19 protein-coding genes and 1 pseudogene are annotated in these 24,511 nt (G+C 68.9%); 8 read left to right on the top strand and 12 right to left on the bottom strand.

Annotation, left to right across the window (positions count from 1 at the left end; genetic code table 11):
- Positions 1-114: 114 nt before the first annotated feature.
- From A5767_RS13905 to A5767_RS13895, 3 genes are all read left to right on the top strand, one after another.
- Positions 115-1,665, top strand: a complete 1,551-nt coding sequence (locus A5767_RS13905) for an alpha/beta hydrolase (protein WP_052227274.1) — start codon at positions 115-117, stop codon at positions 1,663-1,665.
- Positions 1,666-1,750: 85 nt separating this feature from the next.
- Positions 1,751-3,088 carry a type I glutamate--ammonia ligase gene (gene glnA, locus A5767_RS13900; protein ID WP_024101316.1) on the top strand — a complete coding sequence of 446 codons (1,338 nt, stop codon included), beginning with the start codon at positions 1,751-1,753 and terminating at the stop codon, positions 3,086-3,088.
- Positions 3,089-3,102: 14 nt separating this feature from the next.
- Positions 3,103-6,114: a bifunctional [glutamine synthetase] adenylyltransferase/[glutamine synthetase]-adenylyl-L-tyrosine phosphorylase gene (locus A5767_RS13895; protein ID WP_064852523.1), complete on the top strand. Its 3,012-nt coding sequence runs from the start codon at positions 3,103-3,105 to the stop codon at positions 6,112-6,114.
- Positions 6,115-6,121: 7 nt separating this feature from the next.
- Here the strand turns inward: A5767_RS13895 and A5767_RS13890 are convergent, their stop codons facing one another.
- From A5767_RS13890 to glnA (A5767_RS13875), 4 genes are all read right to left on the bottom strand, one after another.
- A complete protein-coding gene (locus A5767_RS13890; protein WP_024101314.1) occupies positions 6,122-6,457 on the bottom strand; it encodes a hypothetical protein in 336 nt (111 codons plus the stop codon).
- 246 nt (positions 6,458-6,703) lie between these two features.
- The gene (gene katG / locus A5767_RS13885) at positions 6,704-8,887 is read right to left on the bottom strand and encodes a catalase/peroxidase HPI (protein ID WP_197483247.1); all 2,184 of its coding nucleotides are present in this window, start codon (positions 8,885-8,887) and stop codon (positions 6,704-6,706) included.
- Between the two features lie 37 nt (positions 8,888-8,924).
- Complete coding sequence (locus A5767_RS13880) at positions 8,925-9,365, bottom strand: Fur family transcriptional regulator (protein ID WP_064852529.1); 441 nt, start codon at positions 9,363-9,365, stop codon at positions 8,925-8,927.
- Between the two features lie 215 nt (positions 9,366-9,580).
- Entirely contained in the window at positions 9,581-11,017 is a 1,437-nt protein-coding gene (glnA, locus tag A5767_RS13875) for a type I glutamate--ammonia ligase (RefSeq protein ID WP_006554411.1), read from the bottom strand.
- A 210-nt stretch (positions 11,018-11,227) separates the two neighbouring features.
- Here glnA (A5767_RS13875) and A5767_RS13870 point away from each other — a divergent pair, with 210 nt between their 5' ends.
- Positions 11,228-11,704: an RDD family protein gene (locus tag A5767_RS13870; RefSeq protein ID WP_033097791.1), complete on the top strand. Its 477-nt coding sequence runs from the start codon at positions 11,228-11,230 to the stop codon at positions 11,702-11,704.
- A 159-nt stretch (positions 11,705-11,863) separates the two neighbouring features.
- Here A5767_RS13870 and A5767_RS13865 read toward each other — a convergent pair whose 3' ends face one another.
- From A5767_RS13865 to A5767_RS13845, 5 genes are all read right to left on the bottom strand, one after another.
- Positions 11,864-12,604: a DUF4191 domain-containing protein gene (locus A5767_RS13865; protein ID WP_006554409.1), complete on the bottom strand. Its 741-nt coding sequence runs from the start codon at positions 12,602-12,604 to the stop codon at positions 11,864-11,866.
- A gap of 83 nt (positions 12,605-12,687) precedes the next feature.
- Positions 12,688-13,698, bottom strand: a complete 1,011-nt coding sequence (gene lipA, locus A5767_RS13860) for a lipoyl synthase (protein WP_006554408.1) — start codon at positions 13,696-13,698, stop codon at positions 12,688-12,690.
- 54 nt (positions 13,699-13,752) lie between these two features.
- On the bottom strand, positions 13,753-14,532 hold the full coding sequence (gene lipB / locus A5767_RS13855; protein ID WP_064852522.1) for a lipoyl(octanoyl) transferase LipB: 780 nt from the start codon (positions 14,530-14,532) through the stop codon (positions 13,753-13,755).
- A 127-nt stretch (positions 14,533-14,659) separates the two neighbouring features.
- The gene (gene sucB / locus A5767_RS13850; RefSeq protein ID WP_039585168.1) at positions 14,660-16,402 is read right to left on the bottom strand and encodes a 2-oxoglutarate dehydrogenase, E2 component, dihydrolipoamide succinyltransferase; all 1,743 of its coding nucleotides are present in this window, start codon (positions 16,400-16,402) and stop codon (positions 14,660-14,662) included.
- A gap of 298 nt (positions 16,403-16,700) precedes the next feature.
- Positions 16,701-18,212 (bottom strand): leucyl aminopeptidase, encoded by a 1,512-nt coding sequence (locus tag A5767_RS13845; RefSeq protein ID WP_064852521.1) that lies wholly within the window; start codon positions 18,210-18,212, stop codon positions 16,701-16,703.
- A gap of 155 nt (positions 18,213-18,367) precedes the next feature.
- Between A5767_RS13845 and gcvT the strand changes: the two genes are divergently transcribed.
- Together gcvT and A5767_RS13835 are read left to right on the top strand one after the other, a co-directional pair.
- Positions 18,368-19,468 carry a glycine cleavage system aminomethyltransferase GcvT gene (gene gcvT, locus A5767_RS13840; protein ID WP_033097582.1) on the top strand — a complete coding sequence of 367 codons (1,101 nt, stop codon included), beginning with the start codon at positions 18,368-18,370 and terminating at the stop codon, positions 19,466-19,468.
- Positions 19,469-19,500: 32 nt separating this feature from the next.
- Positions 19,501-20,607, top strand: coding sequence for a branched-chain amino acid aminotransferase (locus tag A5767_RS13835; RefSeq protein WP_006554404.1), 1,107 nt, complete (start codon positions 19,501-19,503; stop codon positions 20,605-20,607).
- A gap of 74 nt (positions 20,608-20,681) precedes the next feature.
- On the opposite strand, the gene A5767_RS13830 is transcribed toward A5767_RS13835, so the two are convergent.
- The 3 genes from A5767_RS13830 to A5767_RS13820 form a co-directional block, all read right to left on the bottom strand.
- Entirely contained in the window at positions 20,682-21,446 is a 765-nt protein-coding gene (locus A5767_RS13830) for an adenosylcobinamide-GDP ribazoletransferase (protein ID WP_039585172.1), read from the bottom strand.
- A complete protein-coding gene (gene cobT, locus A5767_RS13825) occupies positions 21,446-22,537 on the bottom strand; it encodes a nicotinate-nucleotide--dimethylbenzimidazole phosphoribosyltransferase (protein ID WP_006554402.1) in 1,092 nt (363 codons plus the stop codon). Before cobT ends, A5767_RS13830 begins: the two co-directional genes overlap by 1 nt.
- A 369-nt stretch (positions 22,538-22,906) precedes the next feature.
- Complete coding sequence (locus tag A5767_RS13820) at positions 22,907-23,581, bottom strand: DUF3043 domain-containing protein (RefSeq protein WP_016693856.1); 675 nt, start codon at positions 23,579-23,581, stop codon at positions 22,907-22,909.
- Positions 23,582-23,722: 141 nt separating this feature from the next.
- Between A5767_RS13820 and A5767_RS13815 the strand changes: the two genes are divergently transcribed.
- The gene (locus tag A5767_RS13815) at positions 23,723-24,073 is read left to right on the top strand and encodes a HesB/IscA family protein (protein ID WP_006554400.1); all 351 of its coding nucleotides are present in this window, start codon (positions 23,723-23,725) and stop codon (positions 24,071-24,073) included.
- Positions 24,074-24,207: 134 nt separating this feature from the next.
- A pseudogene (locus A5767_RS13810) lies at positions 24,208-24,511 on the top strand (hypothetical protein); the annotation flags it as partial.

Below are 24,511 nucleotides of genomic sequence, written 5' to 3'. Positions count from 1 at the left end.
GCCCGGAGAGCGCGAAGGCCGCGCAGCGGTGCGATTCGTCACACCGAACGACCGCTCGGAAGAGAGTGCAGGTCGTGTCGCTGCAGGTTGACCGGGGCATGGCACGATCGGATCGTGCCCCACCCTGCTCGCGCGCGCATCCGTCGTCTGTCCGTCCTGGCGCTCGTGGCCGCTGCCGCGGCGACCGCGTGCGGTGACACCGCGCAGGAACAACGACAGCCGTCGGCGGTCGGAGTGGTTCCGGGCCTCGAACGGTTCTATGAGCAGGACGTCGACTGGGAGTCGTGCGGGCCGTACGACGCCGACGGGCCGATGATGGTGCGGCAGGGTGTGGAGTGCGCACGCATCGAGGTTCCCCTCGACTACGAGGACCCGGACGGTGAGGTGATCACCCTCGCGGTGTCGCGACTGCCCGCCGGCGGCGACCGGATCGGTTCCCTGCTGGTCAACCCCGGCGGCCCGGGCGCCTCGGGACTGTCCACCGCGCTCGCGGCCGACGGCACCGTCCTCGCCGACCGCTTCGACGTGGTCGGCTTCGACCCCCGCGGTGTCGGATCGTCCGAACCGGCGGTCCGCTGCCTCACCGACGCCGAGTTCGACGCCGACCGCGCTCTGGACGACGGGGACACGAGCCCTGCGGGCATCGCCGAGACGGAGAAGCGCAATCGCGAGTACGCGGAGCTGTGCGCCGAACGCAACGGCACAGATCTGCTCGCGCACCTCGGCACGCGCGAGGTCGTGCAGGACATGGATGTCCTCCGCGGGGTCCTCGGTGACGACGCGCTGACCTATCTCGGCTACTCCTACGGAACCCGACTCGGCACCCTCTACGCCGAGGCCTTCCCCGGTCGGGTGCGGGCGATGGTGCTCGACGGCGCGATCGATCCGGAGCAGGACCCGGTCGAGGAGATCGTGCTGCAGGCCGAGGGCTTCCAGAAGGCCTTCGACGAATTCGCGGCGTACTGCGCGCGGTACGCGGGGTGCCCGCTCGGGACCGATCCGGCCCGGGCCGCCGAGCGGTTCCGCGGGCTCGTCGACCCGCTGCTCGACGCTCCGGCGCCCACCACAGATCCGCGAGGCCTGAGCCACCGCGACGCCATCACCGGTGTCCAGCAGGGTCTGTACTCGCCGACCCTGTGGGGTTCGCTGCGCGGTGGGCTGGAGTCGCTCGCGACCACCGGCACGGGCGACACCCTGCTGCGGCTCGCCGACCTCTACGAGGGGCGCGGCGAGGACGGCACCTACAGCAACATCACCGACGCCTTCAACGCCGTCCGGTGCGTCGACGACCCGCCGGTGACCGACCGGGCCCTCGCGGGCGAACTCGACATGCGGTTCCGCGCGGCCGCCCCCTTCCTCGACGACGGACGCGGCACCGGATCGGCGGCCCTGGACGTGTGTGCCTTCTGGCCGGTCCCGGCCACGGGGGAGCCGCACACCCCCGATGTCCGCGACCTGCCGCCCGTGCTCGTGATCTCGACGACCGGCGATCCGGCGACGCCCTACGATGCCGGAGTCGAACTGGCCGCCCGGCTCGGCGGTGTCCTGGTCACCTTCGAGGGAACGCAGCACACCGTCGCCCTGGACGGCAACGCGTGCGTCGACACCGCTGTGACCAGCTATCTTGTGGATTCGACGGTGCCGGAAAGTGATCCTCACTGCTGACCGCCGACGCACGTGAGCGACACGCCATCCGCAAGTGGCACCTGATGTAACACGGAATTAACGGATTGTGCCTAGTCTCGCGAGTATGGATCGCCAGAAGGAGTTCGTGCTCCGCACCCTCGAAGAGCGCGACATTCGGTTCGTGCGCCTGTGGTTCACCGACGTCGTCGGCACCCTCAAGTCGGTGGCGATCGCGCCGGCCGAACTCGAAGGAGCCTTCGAGGAGGGCATCGGTTTCGACGGCTCGGCCATCGAAGGCTTCTCCCGGATCTCCGAAGCCGACATGGTCGCGCGTCCCGACGCCACCACCTTCCAGGTGCTGCCCTGGGTCGACGATCGGGGTCACCAGTACTCGGCCCGGATGTTCTGCGACATCACCATGCCCGGCGGCACCCCCAGCTGGGCCGACCCCCGCCACGTGCTGCGCCGCCAGCTCAACAAGGCCTCCGATCTCGGCTTCAGCTGCTACGTGCACCCCGAGATCGAGTTCTTCCTCGTCGAGGACGGCCCCGAGGGGAGCGCCCCGGTCCCGGCCGACATCGGCGGCTACTTCGACCAGTCCGTGCACCGCTCGGCCCCGCACTTCCGGCGTCACGCCATCGACGCTCTCGAGTCCATGGGCATCTCGGTGGAGTTCAGCCACCACGAGACCGCGCCCGGCCAGCAGGAGATCGACCTGCGCTACGCCGACGCGCTGTCCATGGCCGACAACGTCATGACCTTCCGCTACGTGGTCAAGGAGATCGCGATGCAGGAGGGCGTGCGGGCCACCTTCATGCCCAAGCCCTTCCGCGACCACGCCGGCTCCGCGATGCACACCCACATGTCGCTGTTCGAGGGCGAGACCAACGCCTTCCACGACCCCGACGACCCGCTGCAGCTCTCGGCGACCGGCAAGGCGTTCATCGCCGGTGTCCTCGAGCACTCCAACGAGATCAGCGCCGTCACCAACCAGTGGGTCAACTCCTACAAGCGTCTCGTGCACGGGGGAGAGGCACCCACGGCCGCGTGCTGGGGCCCGTCGAACCGGTCCGCGCTCGTGCGCGTCCCGATGTACACGCCGAACAAGGCATCGTCGCGTCGCGTGGAGATCCGCACCCCCGACTCGGCGTGCAACCCCTACCTGACCTTCGCAGTACTGCTCGCGGCAGGTCTGCGCGGCATCGAGAAGGGCTACGAGCTCGCCCCCGAAGCAGAGGACGACGTGTGGTCGCTGACCTCCGCCGAGCGTCGCGCCATGGGCTACCGCGAACTGCCTACCGATCTCGACATCGCGCTGCGCGAGATGGAGAAGTCCGAACTCGTCGCCGAAACCCTCGGTGAGCACGTCTTCGACTACTTCCTGCGCAACAAGTGGCGGGAGTGGGAGAACTACCGCAGCCAGGTCACCCCCTTCGAACTCGAGCAGTACCTGGGGTTGTAAGCGACGATGGAAGCGTGGTGAGACCGCCCAGCGCGCGTTCGGTAGTTCCCGGCCCCGGTCGGCTCGGCCTCGTCGAGCCGACCGCCCCCGCCGAGCTCGCTCGACTCGGATGGAACGACGCCGACAGCGTCGAACTGCTGTGGGCGCTGTCCCGTGCCCCCAACGCCGACCTGGCCCTGCGCACCCTCGCGCGCCTGGCCGACGCGCTCGGTGACGACTGGGCCGAACTCGACTCGGCGCTGCGCTCCGACACGCGCCTGCGCGGCCGGTTGTTCGGGCTGTTCGGGGCGTCGTCGGCGCTCGGCGACCACATCGTCGCCAACCCGGATCGCTGGAAGATGCTCGCGGGCAGCGCGGCGCTGCCCGACAAGCACACCTTCACGGCGCGGATGCTCGACAGCGTCGACGCCGAACCCGAGCCCGACGGACGTCCCGGCCGGCTGATCCACCGGGCCGGGCTCATCGGCCCGCACGCGGTCGCGGCGCTGCGCACCACCTACCGCGACCAACTGATGCTGATCGCCGCCGCCGATCTCGCGGCGGTCGTCGAGAACGAACCGGTGCTGCCCTATCTCGAGGTCGGGGCGTTGCTCGCCGACCTCGCCGACGCGGCGCTGACCGCGGCCCTCGCGGTGGCCGTGTCCACGGTGGTCCCGGAGGGCCCGTGCCCGATCGACCTCGCCGTCATCGCGATGGGCAAGTGCGGTGCGCGCGAGCTGAACTACGTCAGCGACGTCGACGTCGTCTTCGTCGCCGAACCCGCCGACGCCCGCGCGAGCCGGATCGCCGGCGAGATGATGCGCATCGGCACGTCGGCCTTCTTCGAGGTCGACGCCGCGCTGCGACCGGAGGGCAAACGCGGCGAGCTCGTCCGCACCCTCGAATCCCACGTCGCCTACTACAACCGGTGGGCCAAGACCTGGGAGTTCCAGGCACTGCTCAAGGCACGGCCGATGACCGGGAACCTCGACCTCGGCCGCCGGTACATCGACGCCCTGAGCCCGATGGTGTGGACCGCCTCCGAACGCGAGGACTTCGTGCCCGACGTGCAGGCGATGCGCCGCCGGGTCGAGGAGATGGTGCCCCCGGAATTACGCGAACGCGAACTCAAGCTCGGACGCGGCAGCCTCCGCGACGTCGAGTTCGCCGTGCAGTTGCTCCAACTCGTGCACGGTCGCGTCGACGAATCGCTGCGCGTGCCCAACACCGTCGAAGCGCTGTGCGCGCTCGCCGACGGCGGTTATGTCGGGCGCGACGACGCCGCGAACATGCGGGCGTCCTACGAGTTCCTCCGCCTGCTCGAACACCGGCTCCAGCTCCAGCGGCTCAAGCGGACCCACACCCTGCCGCCGCCCGAGGACCGCGAGGCCCTGCGGTGGCTCGCGCGCGCCGCGCACATGCGGCCGGACGGGCGCAAGGACGCCCTCGGCGTTCTCGAATCGGAGATCAAGCGCAACTCGTCGCGGATCCGCAAACTGCACGCGCGCCTGTTCTACCGGCCGCTGCTCGACTCGGTGAGCAAGCTCGACAAGGAAGCCCTGCGCCTGTCGCCCGACGCGGCGGTCCGTCAGCTCGCGGCGCTCGGCTACAACGCCCCGCAGCACGCGATGGAACATCTGGCGGCGTTGTCCGGGGGAGCCTCCCGCAAGGCGCGCATTCAGGCACTGCTGCTGCCGCAGTTGCTCGAATATCTCGGGGAGACAACCGATCCCGATGCCGGCCTGCTCGCCTATCGACGGCTGTCCGATGCGCTCTACGACACCGTCTGGTTCCTGCGGGTGCTGCGCGACGAGCCGGCCGTCGCCGAACGTCTCATGACGGTGCTCGGCTCGTCGGCCTACGTCGCCGATCTGCTGGTGAAGTCTCCCGAGGTCATCCGCCTGTATGCCGACGCGTCGACCGGGCCGCGGCTGCTCGAGGCGAACCCGCCCGAGGTGGCGCGCGCCCTCGTCGCATCGTCCTCGCGCTACTCCGACCCCGCTCGCGCCATCGCCGCCGCGCGTTCGCTGCGCCGCGCCGAACTCGCGCGCGTCGCGAGTGCCGACATCCTCGGCATGCTCGACGTGCCGCAGGTGTGCCGGGCGTTGTCCACGGTATGGGCGGGTGTCCTCGAAGCCGCGCTCGACGCGGTGATCCGGGGCTCGGAACAGTCCCGCGGACCGGCGCCGGCGCGTATCGCAGTGATCGGGATGGGCCGGCTGGGAGGCGGCGAACTCGGCTACGGATCCGACGCGGACGTGCTGTTCGTGTGCGACCCGCTGCCGGACGCCGACGAGACCGATGCGGTCAAGTGGGCCACGAGCATCGCCGAGCAGGTGCGGCGACTCCTCGGCGCGCCGAGCACCGACCCACCGCTCGAGGTCGATCTGGATCTGCGTCCGGAAGGTCGCAGCGGGCCGATCGTCCGGACGTTCGCGTCCTACCGGGCGTACTACACGCAGTGGGCCGAGGTGTGGGAGGTGCAGGCGCTGCTGCGTGCACACGCCGTCGCGGGCGACCGCGAACTCGGCACCCGCTTCCTGCACATGATCGACGAGGTGCGCTATCCGGAGGGCGGGGTCTCGCAGGAGGCCGTCCGCGAGATCCGGCGCATCAAGGCACGTGTGGACTCCGAGCGGCTGCCGCGCGGGGCCGACCCGGCCACCCACACCAAACTCGGACGGGGCGGCCTCGCCGACATCGAATGGACCGTGCAGCTGCTGCAACTCCAGCACGCCTACCGGCTCCCGGCGCTCCGCACGACCTCGACGCTCGAGGCCCTCGACGGCATCGGCGCGGCGGAACTGCTCAGCGCGACCGACGTCGAACTCCTGCGCACGGCATGGATCACCGCGACGGATGCGCGGAACTGTCTCGTGCTCGTCCGCGGCAAACCGACCGACCAGCTCCCGGGGCCGGGGCGGCTGCTCGAAGCCGTTGCCCGCGTGACGGGGTGGCGTGGTGAGGACGCGTCGGAGTTCCTCGACCACTACCTACGCGTCACGCGTCGTGCGCGGGCGGTCGTCGAGCGGGTGTTCTGGGACTGACGGACCGTCAGTCGCAGAAGACGACGAGTGCGAGTCCTCGCCAGACCTCGACCTCGGTCTTGTCCCATTCCTTGTTCTCGTGGTCCCAGTCGTACTCGACCTCGACGTCGTAGCCACGGTCGCGTTGCTCGGTCACCCTGCAGTTCTGCATGGTGCTGCCGGACCGGTTGAGGATGATGTAGGGGACTCCCGCGTCGGAGAGCACCTGCTGTGCCTGCTCCTGCGACATGCCGACGACGGAGATGTCGGTCTGGGCCGCTGCGGTGCCTGCGAATGCGACGGACAGAGGGACGGGGGACAGCATGACAGCGGCGCATGCTGCCGAAACGAGGGATCTACGCATGGTGGCCTCCCGAGGAGACGTGTCGTTCGGATACGGACCACGTCGCATCCACTCCCCCGCGAGCGGGTGTGACGAACATCACCAAAGCTGTGTCCTCACGGTACACCCGTGTGCAGTACGGCTGTCCAGTCGGTTTCGGCTCGGCGGACCTGCGCACGACCCCCTGCACACGACGGAGCCACCCGCCGAACACGACAGGTGGCTCCGGGACGGTGCGTCAGGCGCGGTCGTGGACCGCCGGCGCGGTCACTTCTTCAGATCGAAACGATCCAGGTTCATCACCTTCGTCCAGGCCGCGACGAAATCGCGGACGAACTTCGGGCCGGCATCGTCGGTCGCGTAGACCTCGGCGAGCGCCCGCAGCTGCGAGTTGTGCCCGAAGACCAGGTCGACGGCGGTCGCGGTGTACTTGACCTGGTCCGATCCCCGAGCGCGTCCTTCGTAGACGCCCTCGCTGTTCTGCGAGACCTTCCACTCGGTCCCCATGTCGAGCAGATTGACGAAGAAGTCGTTCGTCAGGGTCTGCGGGCGGTCGGTGAAGACCCCGTGCTTGCTGCCGCCGTGATTCGCGCCGAGCGCACGCAGACCGCCGACGAGCACCGTCGTCTCGGGCGCGGTCAGCGTCAGCAGGTTGGCGCGCTCGAGGAACAGCTTCTCGGGCGGAAGCTTCTCTTCACCGCGCAGGTAGTTGCGGAAACCGTCGTGCTTCGGCTCGAGCACCTCGAACGACTCGACGTCGGTCCACTCCTGGCTCGCATCGGTGCGGCCGGGGAAGAACGGAACCGTGATGTCGTGTCCCGCATCCTCGGCGGCCTTCTCCACCGCGGCGTTACCGGCGAGGACGATCAGATCCGCCAGGGAGACCTTCTTGTTGCCGCCCGAGCCGTTGAAGTCCTGCTGGATACCCTCGAGGATCTGCAGTACCTGTGCGAGCTGCTCGGGTTCGTTGGCTTCCCAGTCCTTCTGCGGCTCGAGCCGCACGCGTGCGCCGTTCGCACCGCCGCGCTTGTCGGTGCCGCGGAAGCTCGCGGCCGACGCCCACGCGGTGGCGACGAGCTGCGGGATCGTCGCTCCCGAGTCGAGGACCTTCGCCTTGAGTGAGGCGATGTCGCTCTCGTCGATCAGCTCGTGGTCGACCTCCGGCACCGGGTCCTGCCAGATCTGCGGTTCCGGGATCCACGGTCCGCGGTACCGCGAGAGCGGACCCATGTCGCGGTGCAGCAGCTTGAACCACGCCTTGGCGAACTCCTGCTCGAGTTCCTCGGGATGGTCGAGCCAGCGCCGGGTGATCTCGCCGTAGATCGGGTCGTAGCGCAGCGCGAGGTCGCTGGTGAGCATGCCCGGCGCGTGCTTCTTCGCCGGGTCGTGGGCGTCGGGCACGGTGTCCGCGCCGGCACCGCCCTTCGGCGTCCACTGCCACGCCCCGGCGGGGCTCTTGGTCTTCTCCCACTCGTAGGCGTACAGCGTCTCGAGGAAGGTGTTGTCCCACTTCGTCGGAGTGGGCGTCCAGGTGACCTCGAGGCCGCTGGTGATCGTGTCGGCACCGGCGCCGGTGCCGTGCGAGTTCTTCCAGCCGAGACCCTGCTGTTCGAGCGGGGCACCCTCGGGTTCGGGACCGAGATTGTCGGCGGGAGCGGCACCGTGCGTCTTGCCGACGGTATGACCACCGACGATGAGCGCAGCCGTCTCGACGTCGTTCATCGCCATCCGGGCGAACGTCTCGCGGATGTCGCGTCCGGACGCGAGGATCTCCGGGTTGCCGTTGGGGCCTTCGGGATTGACGTAGATCAAACCCATCTGGACGGCGCCCAGCGGGCCCTGGAGTTCGCGCTCACCGGCGTAGCGTTCGTCGCCGAGCCAGGTGTCCTCCGGGCCCCAGAAGACCTCGTCGGGCTCCCAGATGTCCTCGCGGCCGAACGCGAAGCCGAATGTCTTGAACCCCATCGACTCGTAGGCGCAGTTGCCGGCGAAGACCAGCAGGTCGGCCCAGGAGAGCTTGCGGCCGTACTTCTGCTTGATCGGCCACAGGAGGCGACGCGCCTTGTCGAGGCTGACGTTGTCGGGCCAGCTGTTGAGCGGCGCGAACCGCTGCGCGCCCTTGCCGCCGCCACCGCGACCGTCGGCGATGCGGTAGGTGCCGGCCGAGTGCCAGCTCATGCGGATGAACAGACCCCCGTAGTGACCGAAGTCGGCCGGCCACCAATCCTGGGAATCCGTCATCAGGTCGATCAGATCCTGACGGAGCGCCTCGACGTCGAGGGATTCGACTTCCTTCGAGTAGTCGAAGTCGGGTTCCAACGGATTCGACAGCGGTGAATGCTGGTGCAGGACCGTCAGATCCAACTGGTCCGGCCACCAGTCCTGATTGGTCCTCGGCCGGTGCGGTGACGGCTCGGGGGAGGGGATTGCCGGGTTTTCGCTTTCGGACACTGCGGTTTCCTTCCGGATCAGGGTCGATCGGACCGATTCAGGGCTGTTGTCGTGGATCGTCTGTCGAACAGTCGCGGCACAGGCCCCAGAAGACGACGTCCGCCTCGTCGACGTCGAAACCTGCGTCGTCCACCGGTGACAGGCAACGCGAGTCGCCGATGGTGTGGTCGACATCCGAGATCACGGCGCAGGACCGGCAGACGAGGTGGTGATGACTGTCGCCGACACGCACCTCGTACCGCGCGTGGAAACCTGCGGGCCGGATTCGTCGGAGCAGGCCGTGTGCCGAGAGTGCGTGAAGGATGTCGTACACGGTGTGCCGACCGATGCCGGGAACGACGGCGCCGACCGCGTCGAAGATGCGATCGGCATCGGCGTGCGGGTGCTCGTGCGCCGCATCGAGCACCGCCAGACGCTGCCGGGTCACGCGAAGACCGGCGGCGCGTAACCGCTCGGAGAATTCCCGCGTCGAGGGCACGTGCCCACTATGGACCACTTTTCTGGAACCGGTCGCGATTTCGCGGGATTCGATGACGAACGAACGCATCTCGCGCGCCGAACCGGGGCTTGCTACTGCTGCAGCAGGGGCGAACCCCGTTTCGGCGCGCGAGGATGCCGGAGAGGAAGGGCGCAGACAAGGCGAGAGGCCGCCCGTCCCGGAAGGGACGGACGGCCTCTCTTACCGGACTCGACTCAGCAGTCGAAGTACAGCTGGAACTCGTAGGGGTGCGGACGCAGGTTGACCGGAGCGATCTCCTGCTCGCGCTTGAGCGAAATCCAGGTCTCGATGAGGTCGGTGGTGAAGACACCGCCCTCGGTGAGGTACTCGTGGTCGCGCTCGAGGTTGTCGATCACGGCCGACAGGCTGGTGGGGGCCTGCGGGATGTTCTTGGCCTCCTCCGGCGGGAGCTCGTAGAGGTCCTTGTCGACCGGAGCGAGCGGCTCGATCTTGTTCTTGATGCCGTCGAGGCCGGCCATCATCTGCGCCGCGAAGTTCAGGTAGGGGTTACCCGAGGAGTCGGGAGCGCGGAACTCGAGACGCTTGGCCTTCGGGTTGTTGCCCGTGATCGGGATACGCACGGCGGCCGAACGGTTGCGCTGGCTGTACACGAGGTTGATCGGAGCCTCGTAGCCCGGCACCAGACGGTGGTACGAGTTGATCGTCGGGTTCGTGAAGGCGAGCAGCGACGGCGCGTGGTGGAGGATGCCGCCGATGTACCAGCGGGCGAGGTCGGACAGACCCGCGTAGCCGGACTCGTCGTGGAACAGCGGCTTGCCGTCCTTCCACAGCGACTGGTGCACGTGCATGCCCGAGCCGTTGTCGCCGAAGAGCGGCTTCGGCATGAAGGTGGCGGTCTTGCCGTTCTTCCACGCCGTGTTCTTGACGATGTACTTGAACAGCTGCAGGTCGTCGGCTGCGGAGAGCAGCGTGTTGAACTTGTAGTTGATCTCGGCCTGGCCGCCGGTGCCCACCTCGTGGTGGCCGCGCTCGAGCTCGAAGCCGGCGAGCTGCAGGTTGGTGGAGATCTCGTCGCGCAGGTCGACGTAGTGGTCGTACGGAGCGACGGGGAAGTAGCCACCCTTCGGGCGGACCTTGTAGCCGCGGTTCGGGGTGCCGTCGGCGTTGTACTCGGCGCCGGTGTTCCACGAGCCGGAGATCGAATCGAGCTCGTAGAACGCGCCGTTCATCTTCGAGTCGTAGGAGACGGAGTCGAAGATGTAGAACTCGGCCTCGGCACCGAAGAAGGCGGTGTCGGCGATGCCGGTGCTGATCAGGTATTCCTCGGCCTTACGCGCGACGTTGCGGGGGTCGCGGCTGTAGGACTCACGGGTGAACGGATCGTGGACGAAGAAGCTGACGTTCAGGGTCTTGGCGGCGCGGAAGGGATCGATGCGGGCGGTCGTCACATCGGGGAGCAGGAGCATGTCCGACTCGTGGATGGACTGGAAACCCCGCACGGAGGATCCGTCGAATGCCAGGCCGTCCTCGAAGACGTCCTCGTTGAACGCCTTCGCCGGGATCGAGAAGTGCTGTTCGATGCCGGGCAGGTCCGTGAAGCGGATATCGACGTACTCGACGTTCTCTTCCGCGATGTACTTGATGACCTCTTCGGCCGTGGTGAACGCCACGCTTGTGCTCCTTCAGTCGGTGCGCGCCATGGGTGCTGGGCGCCTGCGTCGGATCAGACGTTATGGATCTGGTGTTGCCCGTCCATCAAGCCTATGTTTCGCGGGTGTTACACATGCTTTCGTCCTGCTGTGAGGTCGAAAAGGTGGTATAAGTCACCGCGGCCAACACGGGTCGACGCTGGTCCGCCCATGAGAGCTTATCCTGGTGCCATGGCACGCATGACGGGCAGTTGGCTTTCCGGGCCTGCTGCGGCGCTTCCCAAAGGTCTCCAGCAGGAGCAGGACTATCCCGGGCAACTGCTCGGCCTCCCCGAACACGGCCCCGGCTCCATGGTGCCCACCGTCCGCCGGGTACTCGCCCTCGCGGTCGACTGGTTCATGTCCATGGCGATCGCCGCCGGCCTCGTCGGGGGCAACCCGCTCGAGAGCCCGCTGCTGTCGTCGTACACCCTCATCATCTGGTTCGTGGTGGGCGTGGGATGCGTGAGCCTGTTCTCGTTCACCCCCGGACAGTTCGTCGCCGGGCTGCAGGTCGTGCGGGTGGACGCCCCCGCGCGGGTCGGCATCGTGCGCGCGCTCGCACGTCAGGTGCTGCTGGTGTTCATCGCCCCGGCGCTCGTCACCGACATCGACGGTCGCGGCCTGCAGGATCGCGCCACGGGCACCGCGGTCGTCCGTTCGCGCTGACGCGCGGTCGTCCGTTCGCGCTGACGCGCAGGCGTCCGTTCGCGCTGACGCGCAGGCGTCCGTTCGCGCTGACCGCGACCACCCGCAAGCTTCTCCGCATACACCGAAGGCCGCCTTCGTCCCCGGGACGAGAGGCGGCCTTCGGCGTAGTTCGGAAGATCAGCGGCGGCGCATGGTGCGCTGCACGCTGCGCATCTTCGCGCCGGCGGGAAGCGGGCCCTTGGGCATGGCCGGCCCGGACTTCTTCGTGCTCAGCGCCGACAGGCGACCTTCGATGGTGTCCATCCGCTTGGTGTCGATGTTGCGGGGCAGCTTGTTCAGACGCTTCTGCAGCTGGGAGAGCGGGATCTGGCCCTCCTCGTTGCCGACGACGAACTCGTAGATCGGGGTGTCGCCGACGAGACGCGCGACCCGCTTCTTCTCCTGGGCCATCAGGCCCTTCACGCGACCGGGGTTGCCCTCACCGACGAGGATGATGCCGGGACGTCCGATGACGCGGTGCACGGCGTCGAGCTGGGTGGTGCCCGCGACCGCCTGGCTCACGCGCCACGCGCCCTGCAGGTTGTCGAGCGCCCACGCGGCCGCACCGGCCTGGCCGTCGGCCTTCGCGTACACGCTCTTCTGCACGCGGCGCCCGAAGATGATGAAGGCCAACAGGACGCCGACGAGGATGCCGACCGGCAGCAGGAACCACTGGATGTCGAAGATCAGGCCGACGAGGAAGAACACCACGATCGAACCGACGAGGGCACCGATCATCCACGGCAGGAGTGCCTTGTCCTCCTTGCGCTGGATCTGGAACGCCTGCCACAGCTGGGTTCGACGCTCCTTCGACGCCTGTTTGCGTGCGGCCTTCGCCGCGGCCTTCGCTTCCTTGTCGGTCTTGCTGCCCTTCGCCATGTACTCAAGGATACGGCCCCGGTGGTGGCACGTTTACCACCACCGGGGCCGCCTGAGGACCTGCCGCGACGAGCGGCGGGAGGTCAGTTGCCGAAGCGCGCGAGAACGGCGCCGGCTTCCTGGGACGCCGTGCCCTCCTCGGCGAGATGCGCCTGGTCGGCGGGAAGTTCGCGTCCGTGGTGGGCCATCGCCTGCGCGTACAGGCGACCGGCGCGGTACGACGAACGCACCAGCGGACCGGCCATCACACCGGCGAACCCGATCTCGCGGGCGGTCTCGGAGTGATCGACGAACTCCTGCGGCTTGACCCAGCGCTCGACCGGATGGTGGAGCGGGGAGGGCCGCAGGTATTGGGTGATCGTGATGATGTCGCAGCCGGCGGCGTGCAGGTCGTGCAGCGCTTCGGTGACCTCCTCGGGGGTCTCGCCCATGCCGAGGATGAGGTTGGACTTGGTGACCAGTCCGAAGTCGCGGGCCTGCCGGATGACGTCGAGCGACCGCTCGTAGCGGAAGGCCGGACGGATGCGCTTGAAGATCCGCGGCACGGTCTCGACGTTGTGGGCGAGCACCTCGGGACGCGACTCGAAGACCTCCTGCAGCAGGTCGGGCTTGCCGTTGAAGTCGGGGATGAGGTTCTCGACGCCGGTGCCCGGGTTGAGCGCGTGGATCTGCTTCACCGTCTCGGCATACAGCCATGCGCCGCCGTCGGGCAGATCGTCGCGGGCGACGCCGGTGATCGTGGAGTAGCGCAGACCCATCGAGCGGACCGACTCGGCGACACGACGCGGCTCGTCGCGGTCGAGCGCGGCGGGCTTACCGGTGTCGATCTGGCAGAAGTCGCAGCGACGGGTGCACTGCTCGCCACCGATGAGGAATGTCGCCTCGCGGTCTTCCCAGCACTCGTAGATGTTGGGACAACCGGCTTCCTCACAGACCGTGTGCAGACCTTCGCGTCGCACCAGGCCCTTGAGGTCGGTGTACTCCGGGCCCATCTTCGCCCGGGTCTTGATCCAGTTGGGTTTGCGTTCGATCGGCGTCTGCGCGTTTCGGGTCTCGATCCGCAGCAGCTTGCGTCCTTCTGGGGCCACAGTCACGCACTCGATCGTACGCCGCCGGTCCTGCCCGGACCCGGCGGGTGCGACCGCCCTTCAGAACCGGTGTGTCGTGAATTCCGGGGTGGTGGTGGGAATTCCGGACGTCCCGACGGCGTGCTCGAAGGTGACCCGCTCGATGTCGCACTCGGTCACGGGGATTCGGCCGTCGAGAGCGGCGATGACGGCCTCGGTGACGGCCGGGATCACGTCGTCGACGGTGACCTCCCGGCCGAGTTCGCCGGTGAGCGACGCGACTCCGGCGTCGCGGATGCCGCACGGGACGATCGAGTCGAACGCGTCGAGAGCCGAATTGCAGTTGAGTGCGAAGCCGTGCATGGCGACCCCACGTTGCACCCGGATGCCGATCGCGGCGATCTTGCGTTCGGGGAGCCAGTGCCCGTCGCGCAGCTCGGCGGGAAGCCAGACGCCGGAGCGTCCTTCCACGCGGCCGCAGTTCAGGCCCATGTCGGTACAGACGCGGATCAGGCCCTGTTCGATGCGACGCACGTAGCCGACGACGTCGATCGGCTCGGCGAGCTTGACGATGGGATAGCCCACGAGCTGCCCGGGGCCGTGCCAGGTGATCTTGCCGCCGCGGTCGACGTCGATGACGGGCGTGCCGTCGGTGGGGCGGTCGCCGTCCTCGGTGCGGCGCCCGGCCGTGTAGACGGGCGGGTGTTCGAGCAGGAGCAGGGTGTCGGCGCCGATGCCGTCGGCGCGCTCGTTCGCGAGTTCGCGCTGCCTCTCCCAGGCCTCGAGATAACCGAGGGTTCCGAGACATGCGACGGCGACGGGAGCCGAATCGGAACGGGCGGAAGACGAGGGATCACTCATGTTCCTGAACTCTACGCCGCACCGCAGGGGGAGGGCACCCGCTGTGGCGCGGACGCCGACGGGGGCATCACGGCAGTGGTGATGCCCCCGTCGGAGGTCGTCGGACGGATAGTCCGGATCCGGAAACCTACAGTCCCAGATCGGACTCGAACGCGCCCTCCTCGAGACGATGCTTGATCGTCTTGAGGAAGCGGCCCGCGTCGGCACCGTCGATCAGGCGGTGATCGTAGGTAAGCGGCAGGTAGCACATCGAGCGGACGCCGATGGACTCGTTGCCGGTCTCGTCGATCACCACGACCGGACGCTTGACGATGGCGCCGGTTCCGAGCATCGCGGCCTGCGGCGGCACGAGGATCGGGGTGTCGAACAACGCGCCCTGGCTACCGATGTTGGTGATGGTGAAGGTGCCACCGGCCAGCTCGTCGGGCTTGAGACCACCCTTGCGGGCACGCTCGGCGATGTCGGCGATCGCGCGGGCGAGCTCGGCCAGCGACAGGTCGCCGGCGTTGTGGATCACCGGGGAGAGCAGGCCCTGCTCGGTGTCCACCGCGATGCCGAGGTGCTCGGCCGCGTGGTAGGTGATCTCCTTCTTGCTGTCGTCGAAGGAGGCGTTGACGTTCGGGTGCGCGCGCAGTGCCTCGACGACGGCCTTGGCGAAGAACGGCAGGAAGGTGAGGTTGACGCTCTCGCGCTCGGAGAACGCCTTCTTCGCCTGGGCCCGCAGCTGGGCGATCTTGGTGACGTCGACCTCGAAGGTCTGGGTGAGCTGCGCGGTGGTCTGCAGCGACTCGAGGGTCTTCTTCGCCGTGATCTGGCGGATGCGGTTGATCTTCTGGGTCGTTCCGCGCAGCTTGGCGAGCTCGGGGCGCACACCCGGAGCCGGACTCGCCGGAGCGGCCGACTTCTGCTGCTCGCCACCGGCTGCCTTGCCACCCTCGGCGGCAGCGAGGACGTCCTGCTTGCGGATGCGGCCACCGACACCGGTGCCCTTCACCGTCGACAGGTCGACGCCGTGCTGCGAGGCGAGCTTGCGCACGAGCGGGGTGACGTACGGGGTCGCACCGCTCGGGGTGGACTCCTCCTGAGGCGCGGGCTTCGGGGTCGTCGCCGCGGTCCCGACCGGCTTCGGTGCGGGAGCCGGGGTGGCCTGCTCGACCTTCGGGGCCTGCTGCTGTGCGGCGGGCTTCTGCTCGGCGGGCTTCGGAGTCTCCTGCTTCGGAGCCTCCTGCTTCGGCGCGGACTGCTCGGCGGGAGCGGACTGCTGGGCCGGGGCTTCGCTGCCGATGACGGCGAGTTGTCCACCGACCTCGACGGTCTCGTCCTCCTGAGCGGTGATCTCGGTGAGGATACCGGCGACCGGGGAGGGGATCTCGGTGTCGACCTTGTCGGTGGAGACCTCGAGGAGCGGTTCGTCCACGGCGACCTCGTCGCCGACGGCCTTGAGCCAGCGGGTGACGGTGCCTTCGGTGACCGACTCGCCCAGTGCCGGCATGGTGACCGGGGTGCCCTCGCCGCTACCACCCGAGGATGCGGGCTGCGCGGGGGCGGACTCCGCGGCGGGCTCCTCCGCGGGAGCCTCTTCGGCCGGTGCCTTTTCGGCGGCGGGTGCGGACTCTTCGCCGGCTTCCTCACCGGCGTCACCGATCACCGCCAGTTCGCCACCGATCTCGACCGTGTCATCCTCCTGGGCGACGATCTTGACCAGCACGCCGGCTGCAGGCGACGGGATCTCGGTGTCGACCTTGTCCGTGGAGACTTCGAGCAAGGGCTCGTCGACTTCGACCGTGTCTCCTTCCTGCTTGAGCCATCGCGTGACAGTTCCCTCGGTGACGCTCTCACCAAGCGCTGGCATCTGGACGGAGAAGGCCATGTCTGTTGACTCCTCGACGGTTGTGTTCGTGTGTGTTGAGTTGTACCGACTCGTGGTCGCCGACCATTGTGTGGTCGTTGACCATTGTGCGCGGGCCAGGAACCCCGTGCCTGCTGGTTCACGTGTTCGGTCGGGCCGATACCGGCGGGGCATGGCCCCTCCCATCCTTGCACCTATCTTTCGGTGATGTTCGGGGAGGGGCGGATCACCTCACACCGGGGTTCCGCTGTTACCGATCACACCGGTCCTCTCCCTCGCCCCGGGCGGGGCCAGGCGGGGAGAGGACCGGTGCGGAAGATCATCCGTTGGCGGCGATGTCCTCGATCACGGCGAGCATGGTGCGCACGGGCACGCCGGTGCCGCCCTTGCCGACGTAACCGAACGGTCCGCCGGTGTTGAAGGCCGGGCCGGCGACGTCGATGTGCGCCCACTGCACACCCTCGGCGACGAACTCCTTCAGGAAGATGCCGGCCGTGAGCATGCCGCCCCACCGGTGGGGGGAGACGTTCGCGAGGTCGGCCACGCGGGACTCGAGATCACCGCGCAGTTCCTTCGGGAAGGGCATCGCCCAGCCGTTCTCGCCGACCTCCTGGGACAGCGCGGCCACGCGGTCGCGGAACTCGTCGTGACCCATGACGCCCGGCGTCCGGGTGCCGAGGGCGACCATCTGTGCGCCGGTGAGGGTCGCGGTGTCGATGAGGTAGTCGGGATCGTCCTCGCATGCGCGCACGATGGCGTCGGCGAGGATCAGGCGACCCTCGGCGTCGGTGTTGATGACCTCGACGGTGGTTCCACCGTACTGGGTCAGCACGTCGCCCGGACGCTGCGCGGTCGACGACGGCATGTTCTCGGCCATCGGCACGGTCGCGGTGACGTCGGCGGCGACACCGAGCTTCGCGGCGAGCACGACGGTCGCGACGACCGCGGCGGCGCCGGCCATGTCGGAGGTCATCGCCTCCATGCCGGCGGCGGGCTTGATGGAGATGCCGCCGGTGTCGAAGGTGATGCCCTTGCCCACGAGCGCGACCTTCGGGGCCTTGCGCTTCTTCGACGAGTAGGACAGGCGCACGAGACGCGGGGGACGCGACGAGCCCTTGCCGACGCCGACGATGCCGCCGAAGCCCTTCTTCTCGAGCACCTTCTCGTCGAGGATCTCGACCTTCAGACCGGCGGCCTCGCCGAGTGCCTTCGCGCGCTCGGCGAACTCGGCCGGGAACAGGTGGCTCGGCGGGGTGTTCACGAAGTTCCGGGCCGTCGCGACGGCCTCGGCGATCGCGACGGAGCGGGAGAGCGCCGCCTTCGCCGCGCGGTCGCGGGTCGAAGGCACGAGCAGTTCCACCCGCGCGACCGCCTGCGCGTCCTTCTTGGGTGCGGACTTCTCCGACCGGAACTCGGTGTAGGTGTAGGCGCCGAGCGCGAAACCTTCCGCCGCGGCACCGAGGTCGACGGCGGACAGCGTGGTCGCGACCGTCTCCACACCTGTCAGTGCGCGCGCCGCGGTACCGGCGGAGCGGCGGACCTGCTCGGCGTCGATCTTGTCGGCGTCGCCGAGACCGACGGCGAGCACGCTCGCCACGGGCAGGGAGGCAGGCGCCGGCACGCGGGTGAGCTCCTCGCCGCGGCCCTTCGCGCCCACGGCGACCAGGGAGTCGAGCAGTTCGCCGAGAACCGCTTCGTCGATCGGGGCATCGCCCGCGAGGATCTCGGGGGTGCCGTCGGCGGAGGTCACGCCGATCACCAGGACATCGGCTCGTTTGGAAACCGAACCGGCGAGAACGAGTTCGGGAAGATCGGGAGTGGGTGCACTCACAGGGCATCTCCTTGCAGCTTGGTCGGGAACGAGCGAGTCGTTCTCTTGCGGCGTCGTTCGGTGCGAGGGGAATCGCCTCGATGTAATCGACCCTAATGACAACGACGCCCGGCGTCGCTGTCGGACACGGTGGCGGTGGGATAGCGTCGTACGCCATGAGCGACGAGGAACTGAAGCAGGGCCCCATCCACACCGTGCACGTCGAACTCGGTGCGACCTTCGCTCCGTTCGGCGGCTGGGAGATGCCGGTCTCCTACGCAGGGACGGTCGCCGAGCACACGGCCGTGCGCGAGAACGTGGGACTGTTCGACGTCAGCCACCTGGGCAAGGCACTCGTCGCCGGACCGGATGCCGCCCAGTTCCTGAACACCACGCTCAGCAACGACCTCACCCGCATCGGTCCCGGCAAGGCGCAGTACACCCTGTGCTGCACCGAGAACGGCGGTGTCGTCGACGACCTGATCGTCTACCACGTCTCCGACGACGAGCTCTTCCTCGTTCCGAACGCGGCCAACACCGCAGCGGTCGTCGAGGCGCTGACCGCCGCGGCACCGGCCGGCGTCACAGTGACGAACCAGCATCGCGACCACGCGGTGTTCGCCGTCCAGGGGCCGAAGGCCGTCGAGGTCCTCGAGGCGCTCGGCCTGCCCACCGACATCGCCTACATGGGCTTCGCCGACGCCGAGTACGAGGGTGCTCCGGTGCGCGTGTGCCGCAGCGGCTACACCGGCGAACGGGGCTACGAGGTGCTGCCGCGCTGGGACGACGCCGAAGGTGTCTTCCGCGCGCTGCTCGACGCCGTCCGCGCACAGGGCGGTCAGGCCGCCGGTCTCGGCGCCCGCGACACCTTGCGCACCGAGATGGGCTACGCGCTGCACGGGCACGAGCTGTCCGTCGACATCTCGCCGCTCGAAGCGCGGGTCGGCTGGGCCGTGGGCTGGAAGAAGCCGCAGTTCTGGGGTCGCGACGCGCTGGTCCGCGAGAAGGAGGCGGGCCCGGCACGGAAACTGTGGGGCCTGCGGGCGCTCGACCGCGGCGTCCTGCGTCAGGACCTGACCGTGCGTCGCGACGGTGACGAGGTAGGGCGGACCACCTCGGGCACCTTCTCGCCGACCCTCAAGATCGGCATCGCCCTCGCACTCCTCGACACCGCCGCCGGACTCGAACCGGGCGACGAAGTGAGCGTGGACGTGCGCGGACGGTCGCTGCGCGCCGAAGTGGTGGCTCCGCCGTTCGTCGAGGACCACACCAGATAGGGCTTCTGCAGGCGGTTGTACCATTGTCCTCCATGACAGGTGTCCTCGAATTCGCCCGCGTCCAGCATCCTTCACCGAGCTCTGCGGAGCGGCGCCAGGAGGTTCTGTCGAATCCCGGTTTCGGGCAGTACTTCACCGATCACATGGTGTCGATCACTTACACCGGCGGGATCGGTTGGCACGACGCGAAAGTCGAGCCGTACACCCCGATATCCCTGGACCCGGCCGCGATGGTCCTGCACTACGGGCAGGCGATCTTCGAGGGTCTCAAGGCCTACCGGCAGGCCGACGGCAGCATCGCGTCGTTCCGCGTGACCGCCAATGCCGCGCGCATGAACCGGTCCGCGGAGCGGCTCGCGATGCCGTACCTGCCGCCGGAGCTGTTCGTGAAGGCGATCACCGAGCTGGTCGAGGTCGACAACGAGTGGGTTCCCGCCGCCGGCGGCGAGGATTCGCTCTACCTGCGTCCCTTCGCCTTCGCGACCGAGCCGGCTCTCGGCGTGCGGCCCGCGAAGGAATACAAGTTCCTCGTCATCGCGTCCCCGGCGGGTGCCTACTTCCCGCGCGGCGTGAAGCCGGTCAACGTGTGGCTCTCCCGCGAGTACGTGCGCGCCTCCCCGGGCGGCACGGGCGCCGCGAAGTTCGCCGGCAACTACGCGGCTTCGCTCGTCGCGCAGGCGCACGCTGCCGAGCAGGGCTGCGACCAGGTGGTCTGGCTCGACGCGATCGAGCGCAAGTACGTCGAGGAGATGGGCGGCATGAACCTGTACTTCGTGTACGGGTCCGGTGCCGACGCGCGTCTGGTCACCCCGGAGCTGTCCGGCTCGCTGCTCCCCGGCATCACCCGCGACTCGCTGCTCACCCTCGCCAAGGACTCCGGTCTCTCGGTCGAGGAGCGACGCATCAGCACCGACGAGTGGCGCGAGAAGGCCGGCAGCGGTGAGATCACCGAGGTGTTCGCGTGCGGTACCGCCGCGGTCATCACGCCGGTCGGCAGCGTCAAGGACAAGGACGGCGAGTTCACCATCGCCGACGGCGAGCCCGGCCCCATCACGATGGCCCTGCGCGACACCCTGACCGGCATCCAGCGCGGTACCTTCGCCGACACCCACGGATGGATGACGACGCTGCGCAAGTGACGTAGCCACGAACGCGAAGGGGTGTTGCCGGATTTCCGGCAGCACCCCTTCGTCGTTTCCGGACGCAGTGCGATCTAGAACAAGGCCGCCGCAGCCACCGCGACGGCAGAGACCGTGCCCTCGGTGACCGCGCCGAGCACGTCGCCGTTCATGCCGCCGAAGCGCGCGACGCAGTGACGGGCGAAAAGCACCGAGGCGACCAGCACCACCGTGACGACGAGCGGTCCCGCCCAGAGCGGACCGGGCAGGCACACGAGCGACAGTGCCACCGCGGCCACCGTCCACACCGTGATCGGCACGACACCCTGCGTCCCCGCCACGAGCGAGCCGAAGCCGCTGCCGGGCGCTGCCGGGACACCGCGCCGGCACGCGACGACCACGGCCACACGTCCGGAGAAGACCGCGAACCCGACCGCCCCCCACGCGTCGGTGTCGACGAGCGCACCGAACGAGGCGGCCTGCAGACCGAGGACGACGACGAGCGCCGCCACACCGAAGGGACCCGCGCCGCCGCTGTGCATCACCTCGCGCGCCCGCTCGGGCGGGCCGTAGCAGCCGAGACCGTCGGCGGTGTCACTCAGGCCGTCGACGTGCATTCCGCGGGTGCCGACCGCCAGCACCCCGACACACACCAGGCCCGTCACCAGTGGTGGCGTCCCGACGGCGGAACCGATCAGGCAGACGGCGGTGGCCGCGGCGGCGAGTACGGCACCGGCGATCGGCGCCACGGAGATCGCACGTCCGGCGACCGTCCGGTCGATCTCCGTCGGGCCTCGCGCGGGCAGGACCGTCAACCACGACAGGGCCAGCGCGACCCCGCCGAGCCAGGCGCGGATCATCAGTCGGCGTTTGCCGGGGCGCTCTCGTCGCGGGTGCTCACGCCCGCTTCGGAGAAGGTGGCCATCTGCGCGAGAATCGCGACCGCACCTTGCAGCACCGGCAGCGCCGTCACGGCTCCCGATCCCTCACCGAGGCGCATACCGAGGTCGACGATCGGTTCGAGCCGGAGATGACGCAGCGCGATGGTGTGGGCGGGTTCGGCCGACCGGTGACCGGACACCCACCAGCGTGCCGCGCCGGGTGCGAGTTCCTCGGCGACCATCGCAGCAGCGGTGACGACGACGCCGTCGAGGATCACCGGCGTCCGGCGGACCGCGGCCTGCGCGAGGAATCCCGCCATCGCAGCGAAGTCCGCGCCACCGGCGGTGCGCAGCAGGGCGACGGGATTGCGTACGTGGGGCCGCGCCCGCCACATGGCGTCGCGGATCGCGGTGACCTTGCGCATCCACCCCGCGTCGTCGACGCCGGTGCCGCGGCCGACCGCGGCCACGGGTTCGGTGGAGGTGAGGATGGCGATGAGAACGGTTGCAGGAGTGGTGTTCCCGATCCCCATATCGCCCGCGACGAGGAGATCGGCGCCTTCGTCGACCTCGCGGTCGGCGAGCGCACGGCCGGCCTCGATCGCGCGGACCGTCTCGTCGTGCGTGAGCGCGTCCTCGCGGTCGATGCTGCCGCTCGAGTGACGGATCTTGAACTCGGACACCTCGGGGGAGGTGTCGCTCTCGACTGCCATGTCGACGACCCGCACTCCTGCGCCCGCGGCGGCGGCGAGCACGTTCACGGCGGCGCCACCCGCGGACAGGTTCGCCACCATCTGCGCGGTGACCTCCGGCGGATAGGCCGAGACCCCGTTGCGCGCGACGCCGTGGTCACCTGCGAAGACCACGACCCGCGGTCGGCGGAAGGGATGGGGCGGGACCTCGCCCTGACAGGCGGCGACCCAGCACCCGAGTTCCTCGAGCCGTCCGAGTGAGCGGGCGGGTTTCGTCAGATCCCGCTGGCGTTCCTCGGCGGCGACGCGTGCTTCGAGATCGGGTGGGTCGACGCGCGGGAACTCGACGTCGGCGGGGGAATCGGAACCGCTGGTCACAGGTCACCTCTCGGACGGATCTTCACGCGAGAACGCTATCAACCGCCCGCTCTGGCAGAAATCCGATGCTATGCGTCATCACTGCCACTTCTCGGCGATCGGATTCGGTCGGAGGATCGAGACATGATCGAACTCACAGTCACCGTCCTGGTCCTGTCCACCCTGGTCATCGGTCTCGAGGTGCTCCGCCGGCGGACCGCTACCGCGCCGGCCTGGGTCCGGCGCGCGCCCTGGCGACTCCACTGGGAGCGCCCCGCACGGACGACTCGGCCGCGGCACCGCATGTCGCAGGACGTGCAGGCCGCGGCCGAGATCCGGAGCTACCGCCGGTGGTGTGCGGGGCGCCTCACAACTGAGGTCGCCGGGAGGTCAGACGGCGTCCCCCGGGCCGACCCGGGGGAGCGGTGCACGCAGCTTCTTGATCTGGGAGGCGCGCACGAAGGCGTACCAGCCGAGGCCGAAGCCACCGTCGGTCGAATCGGGGAAGCGCTCGCGCACCTTCTTGTTGACCATTCGCCCGAGATAGATGCCCTCGATGATCATCAGGAACATCATCACGAACATCGCGAGCGTGACGTACTGCTGCACCACCGGCCCGAGGAACATCGACATGATGAGCACGAGCGCGAGCGGCATGAACAGGCCGACGAGATTGCGCCGGCTGTCGACGATGTCGCGCACGTAGGCGCGCACCGGGCCGCGGTCGCGGGGGAGCAGGTACTTCTCCTCGCCCGCGAGCATCCGGTTGCGACGCTCGGACGCGTCGGCGCGACGCTGCGCGGCGGCCGCCTTGCGCTCCTCCTTGCTCTGCGACTTGCGCGCGGCCTTGCGGCGCTCGCGGGCTTCCTTCGCAGTCAGGGGAGCGGGGGCGACGGGACCGCGACGACGGTTCTCGGCGTCGCGCCGTTTGGGCGTCGGACGCCCCTTACCGGTCGTCGCCTTCGCGGACGCGGAATCGTCGGGAGTCGCGGCCGGGGAGTCCTCGGTCGCAGGAACCTGGTGATCGGCGGAGTCGTCGGAACCACCGCGGCGTAGCAACTTCACACCACCAGGCTATGGGATAGTGGAGAGAAGCGGGAAATTCCGCACGCCATACCACGCTCGGCGCAACTCGTCCACGAGGAATAGATTCCGGCGCGGTACCGTTGAACCATCGGGTTTCGACACGAACGACAGGGAGCGCCCATGACTGTGCAGCAAGAGACCGATACTCACGGCGTCATCCTGACCGAGGCCGCCGCTGCGAAGGCGAAGGCACTGCTCGATCAGGAGGGCCGCGACGACCTCGCACTGCGTATCGCCGTGCAGCCCGGAGGCTGTGCCGGTCTGCGGTACCAGCTGTTCTTCGACGACCGCACGCTGGACGGCGACCTCACGAAAGAATTCGCCGGTGTGACGCTCGCCGTCGACCGGATGAGCGCGCCGTACGTCGAGGGTGCGTCGATCGACTTCGTCGACACCATCGAGAAGCAGGGCTTCACCATCGACAACCCGAATGCCACGGGGTCGTGCGCCTGCGGCGACTCGTTCAACTGAACCGAGAACGCACCTCGGAACCCCGGCGCTTCACGGCGCCGGGGTTCCGTCGTTTCCGCGGTAGTACCGTGGGACCGCTCCGGCTCTCCGTGTGAGCAGCCACACCATCGACATCCGCGGAAAGGCTCAGCCACGTGACTATCGCCGTGACCGGCTCCATCGCCACCGACCACCTCATGCGCTTTCCCGGCCGGTTCGCCGAGCAGCTGCTCGCCGACCAGCTCGCGCACATCTCCCTGAGCTTCCTCGTCGACGACCTCGTCGTCCGGCGCGGCGGAGTGGGCGGCAACATCGCCTTCGCGATGGGTGTCCTGGGCGGAACGCCGGTGCTCGTCGGCGCCCGGGGGGGCCCCAGGACCCCGTTACCCCCCCGGCGGGCGGGCCCCCGGGGAGCCACGTCGGGGGTGCGGGTCGCGCCGCCCCGCCCCCCCCCCCCCG

The sequence above is a fragment of the Rhodococcus sp. 852002-51564_SCH6189132-a genome (assembly GCF_001665495.1).
Taxonomy (GTDB): Bacteria; Actinomycetota; Actinomycetes; order Mycobacteriales; family Mycobacteriaceae; genus Rhodococcus; species Rhodococcus pyridinivorans.
This window is presented reverse-complemented; position numbering and strand designations above follow the sequence as displayed.

Coding starts and splice junctions, on each gene's coding strand:
- A5767_RS13865 (WP_006554409.1), bottom strand. CDS start 12,604: ATGGCGAAGGGCAGCAAGACCGACAAGGAAGCGAAGGCCGCGGCGAAG.
- A5767_RS13830 (WP_039585172.1), bottom strand. CDS start 21,446: ATGATCCGCGCCTGGCTCGGCGGGGTCGCGCTGGCCCTGTCGTGGTTG.
- gcvT (WP_033097582.1), top strand. CDS start 18,368: ATGAGCGACGAGGAACTGAAGCAGGGCCCCATCCACACCGTGCACGTC.
- A5767_RS13890 (WP_024101314.1), bottom strand. CDS start 6,457: ATGCGTAGATCCCTCGTTTCGGCAGCATGCGCCGCTGTCATGCTGTCC.
- A5767_RS13835 (WP_006554404.1), top strand. CDS start 19,501: ATGACAGGTGTCCTCGAATTCGCCCGCGTCCAGCATCCTTCACCGAGC.
- sucB (WP_039585168.1), bottom strand. CDS start 16,402: ATGGCCTTCTCCGTCCAGATGCCAGCGCTTGGTGAGAGCGTCACCGAG.
- A5767_RS13870 (WP_033097791.1), top strand. CDS start 11,228: ATGGCACGCATGACGGGCAGTTGGCTTTCCGGGCCTGCTGCGGCGCTT.
- lipB (WP_064852522.1), bottom strand. CDS start 14,532: ATGAGTGATCCCTCGTCTTCCGCCCGTTCCGATTCGGCTCCCGTCGCC.
- glnA (WP_024101316.1), top strand. CDS start 1,751: ATGGATCGCCAGAAGGAGTTCGTGCTCCGCACCCTCGAAGAGCGCGAC.
- A5767_RS13815 (WP_006554400.1), top strand. CDS start 23,723: ATGACTGTGCAGCAAGAGACCGATACTCACGGCGTCATCCTGACCGAG.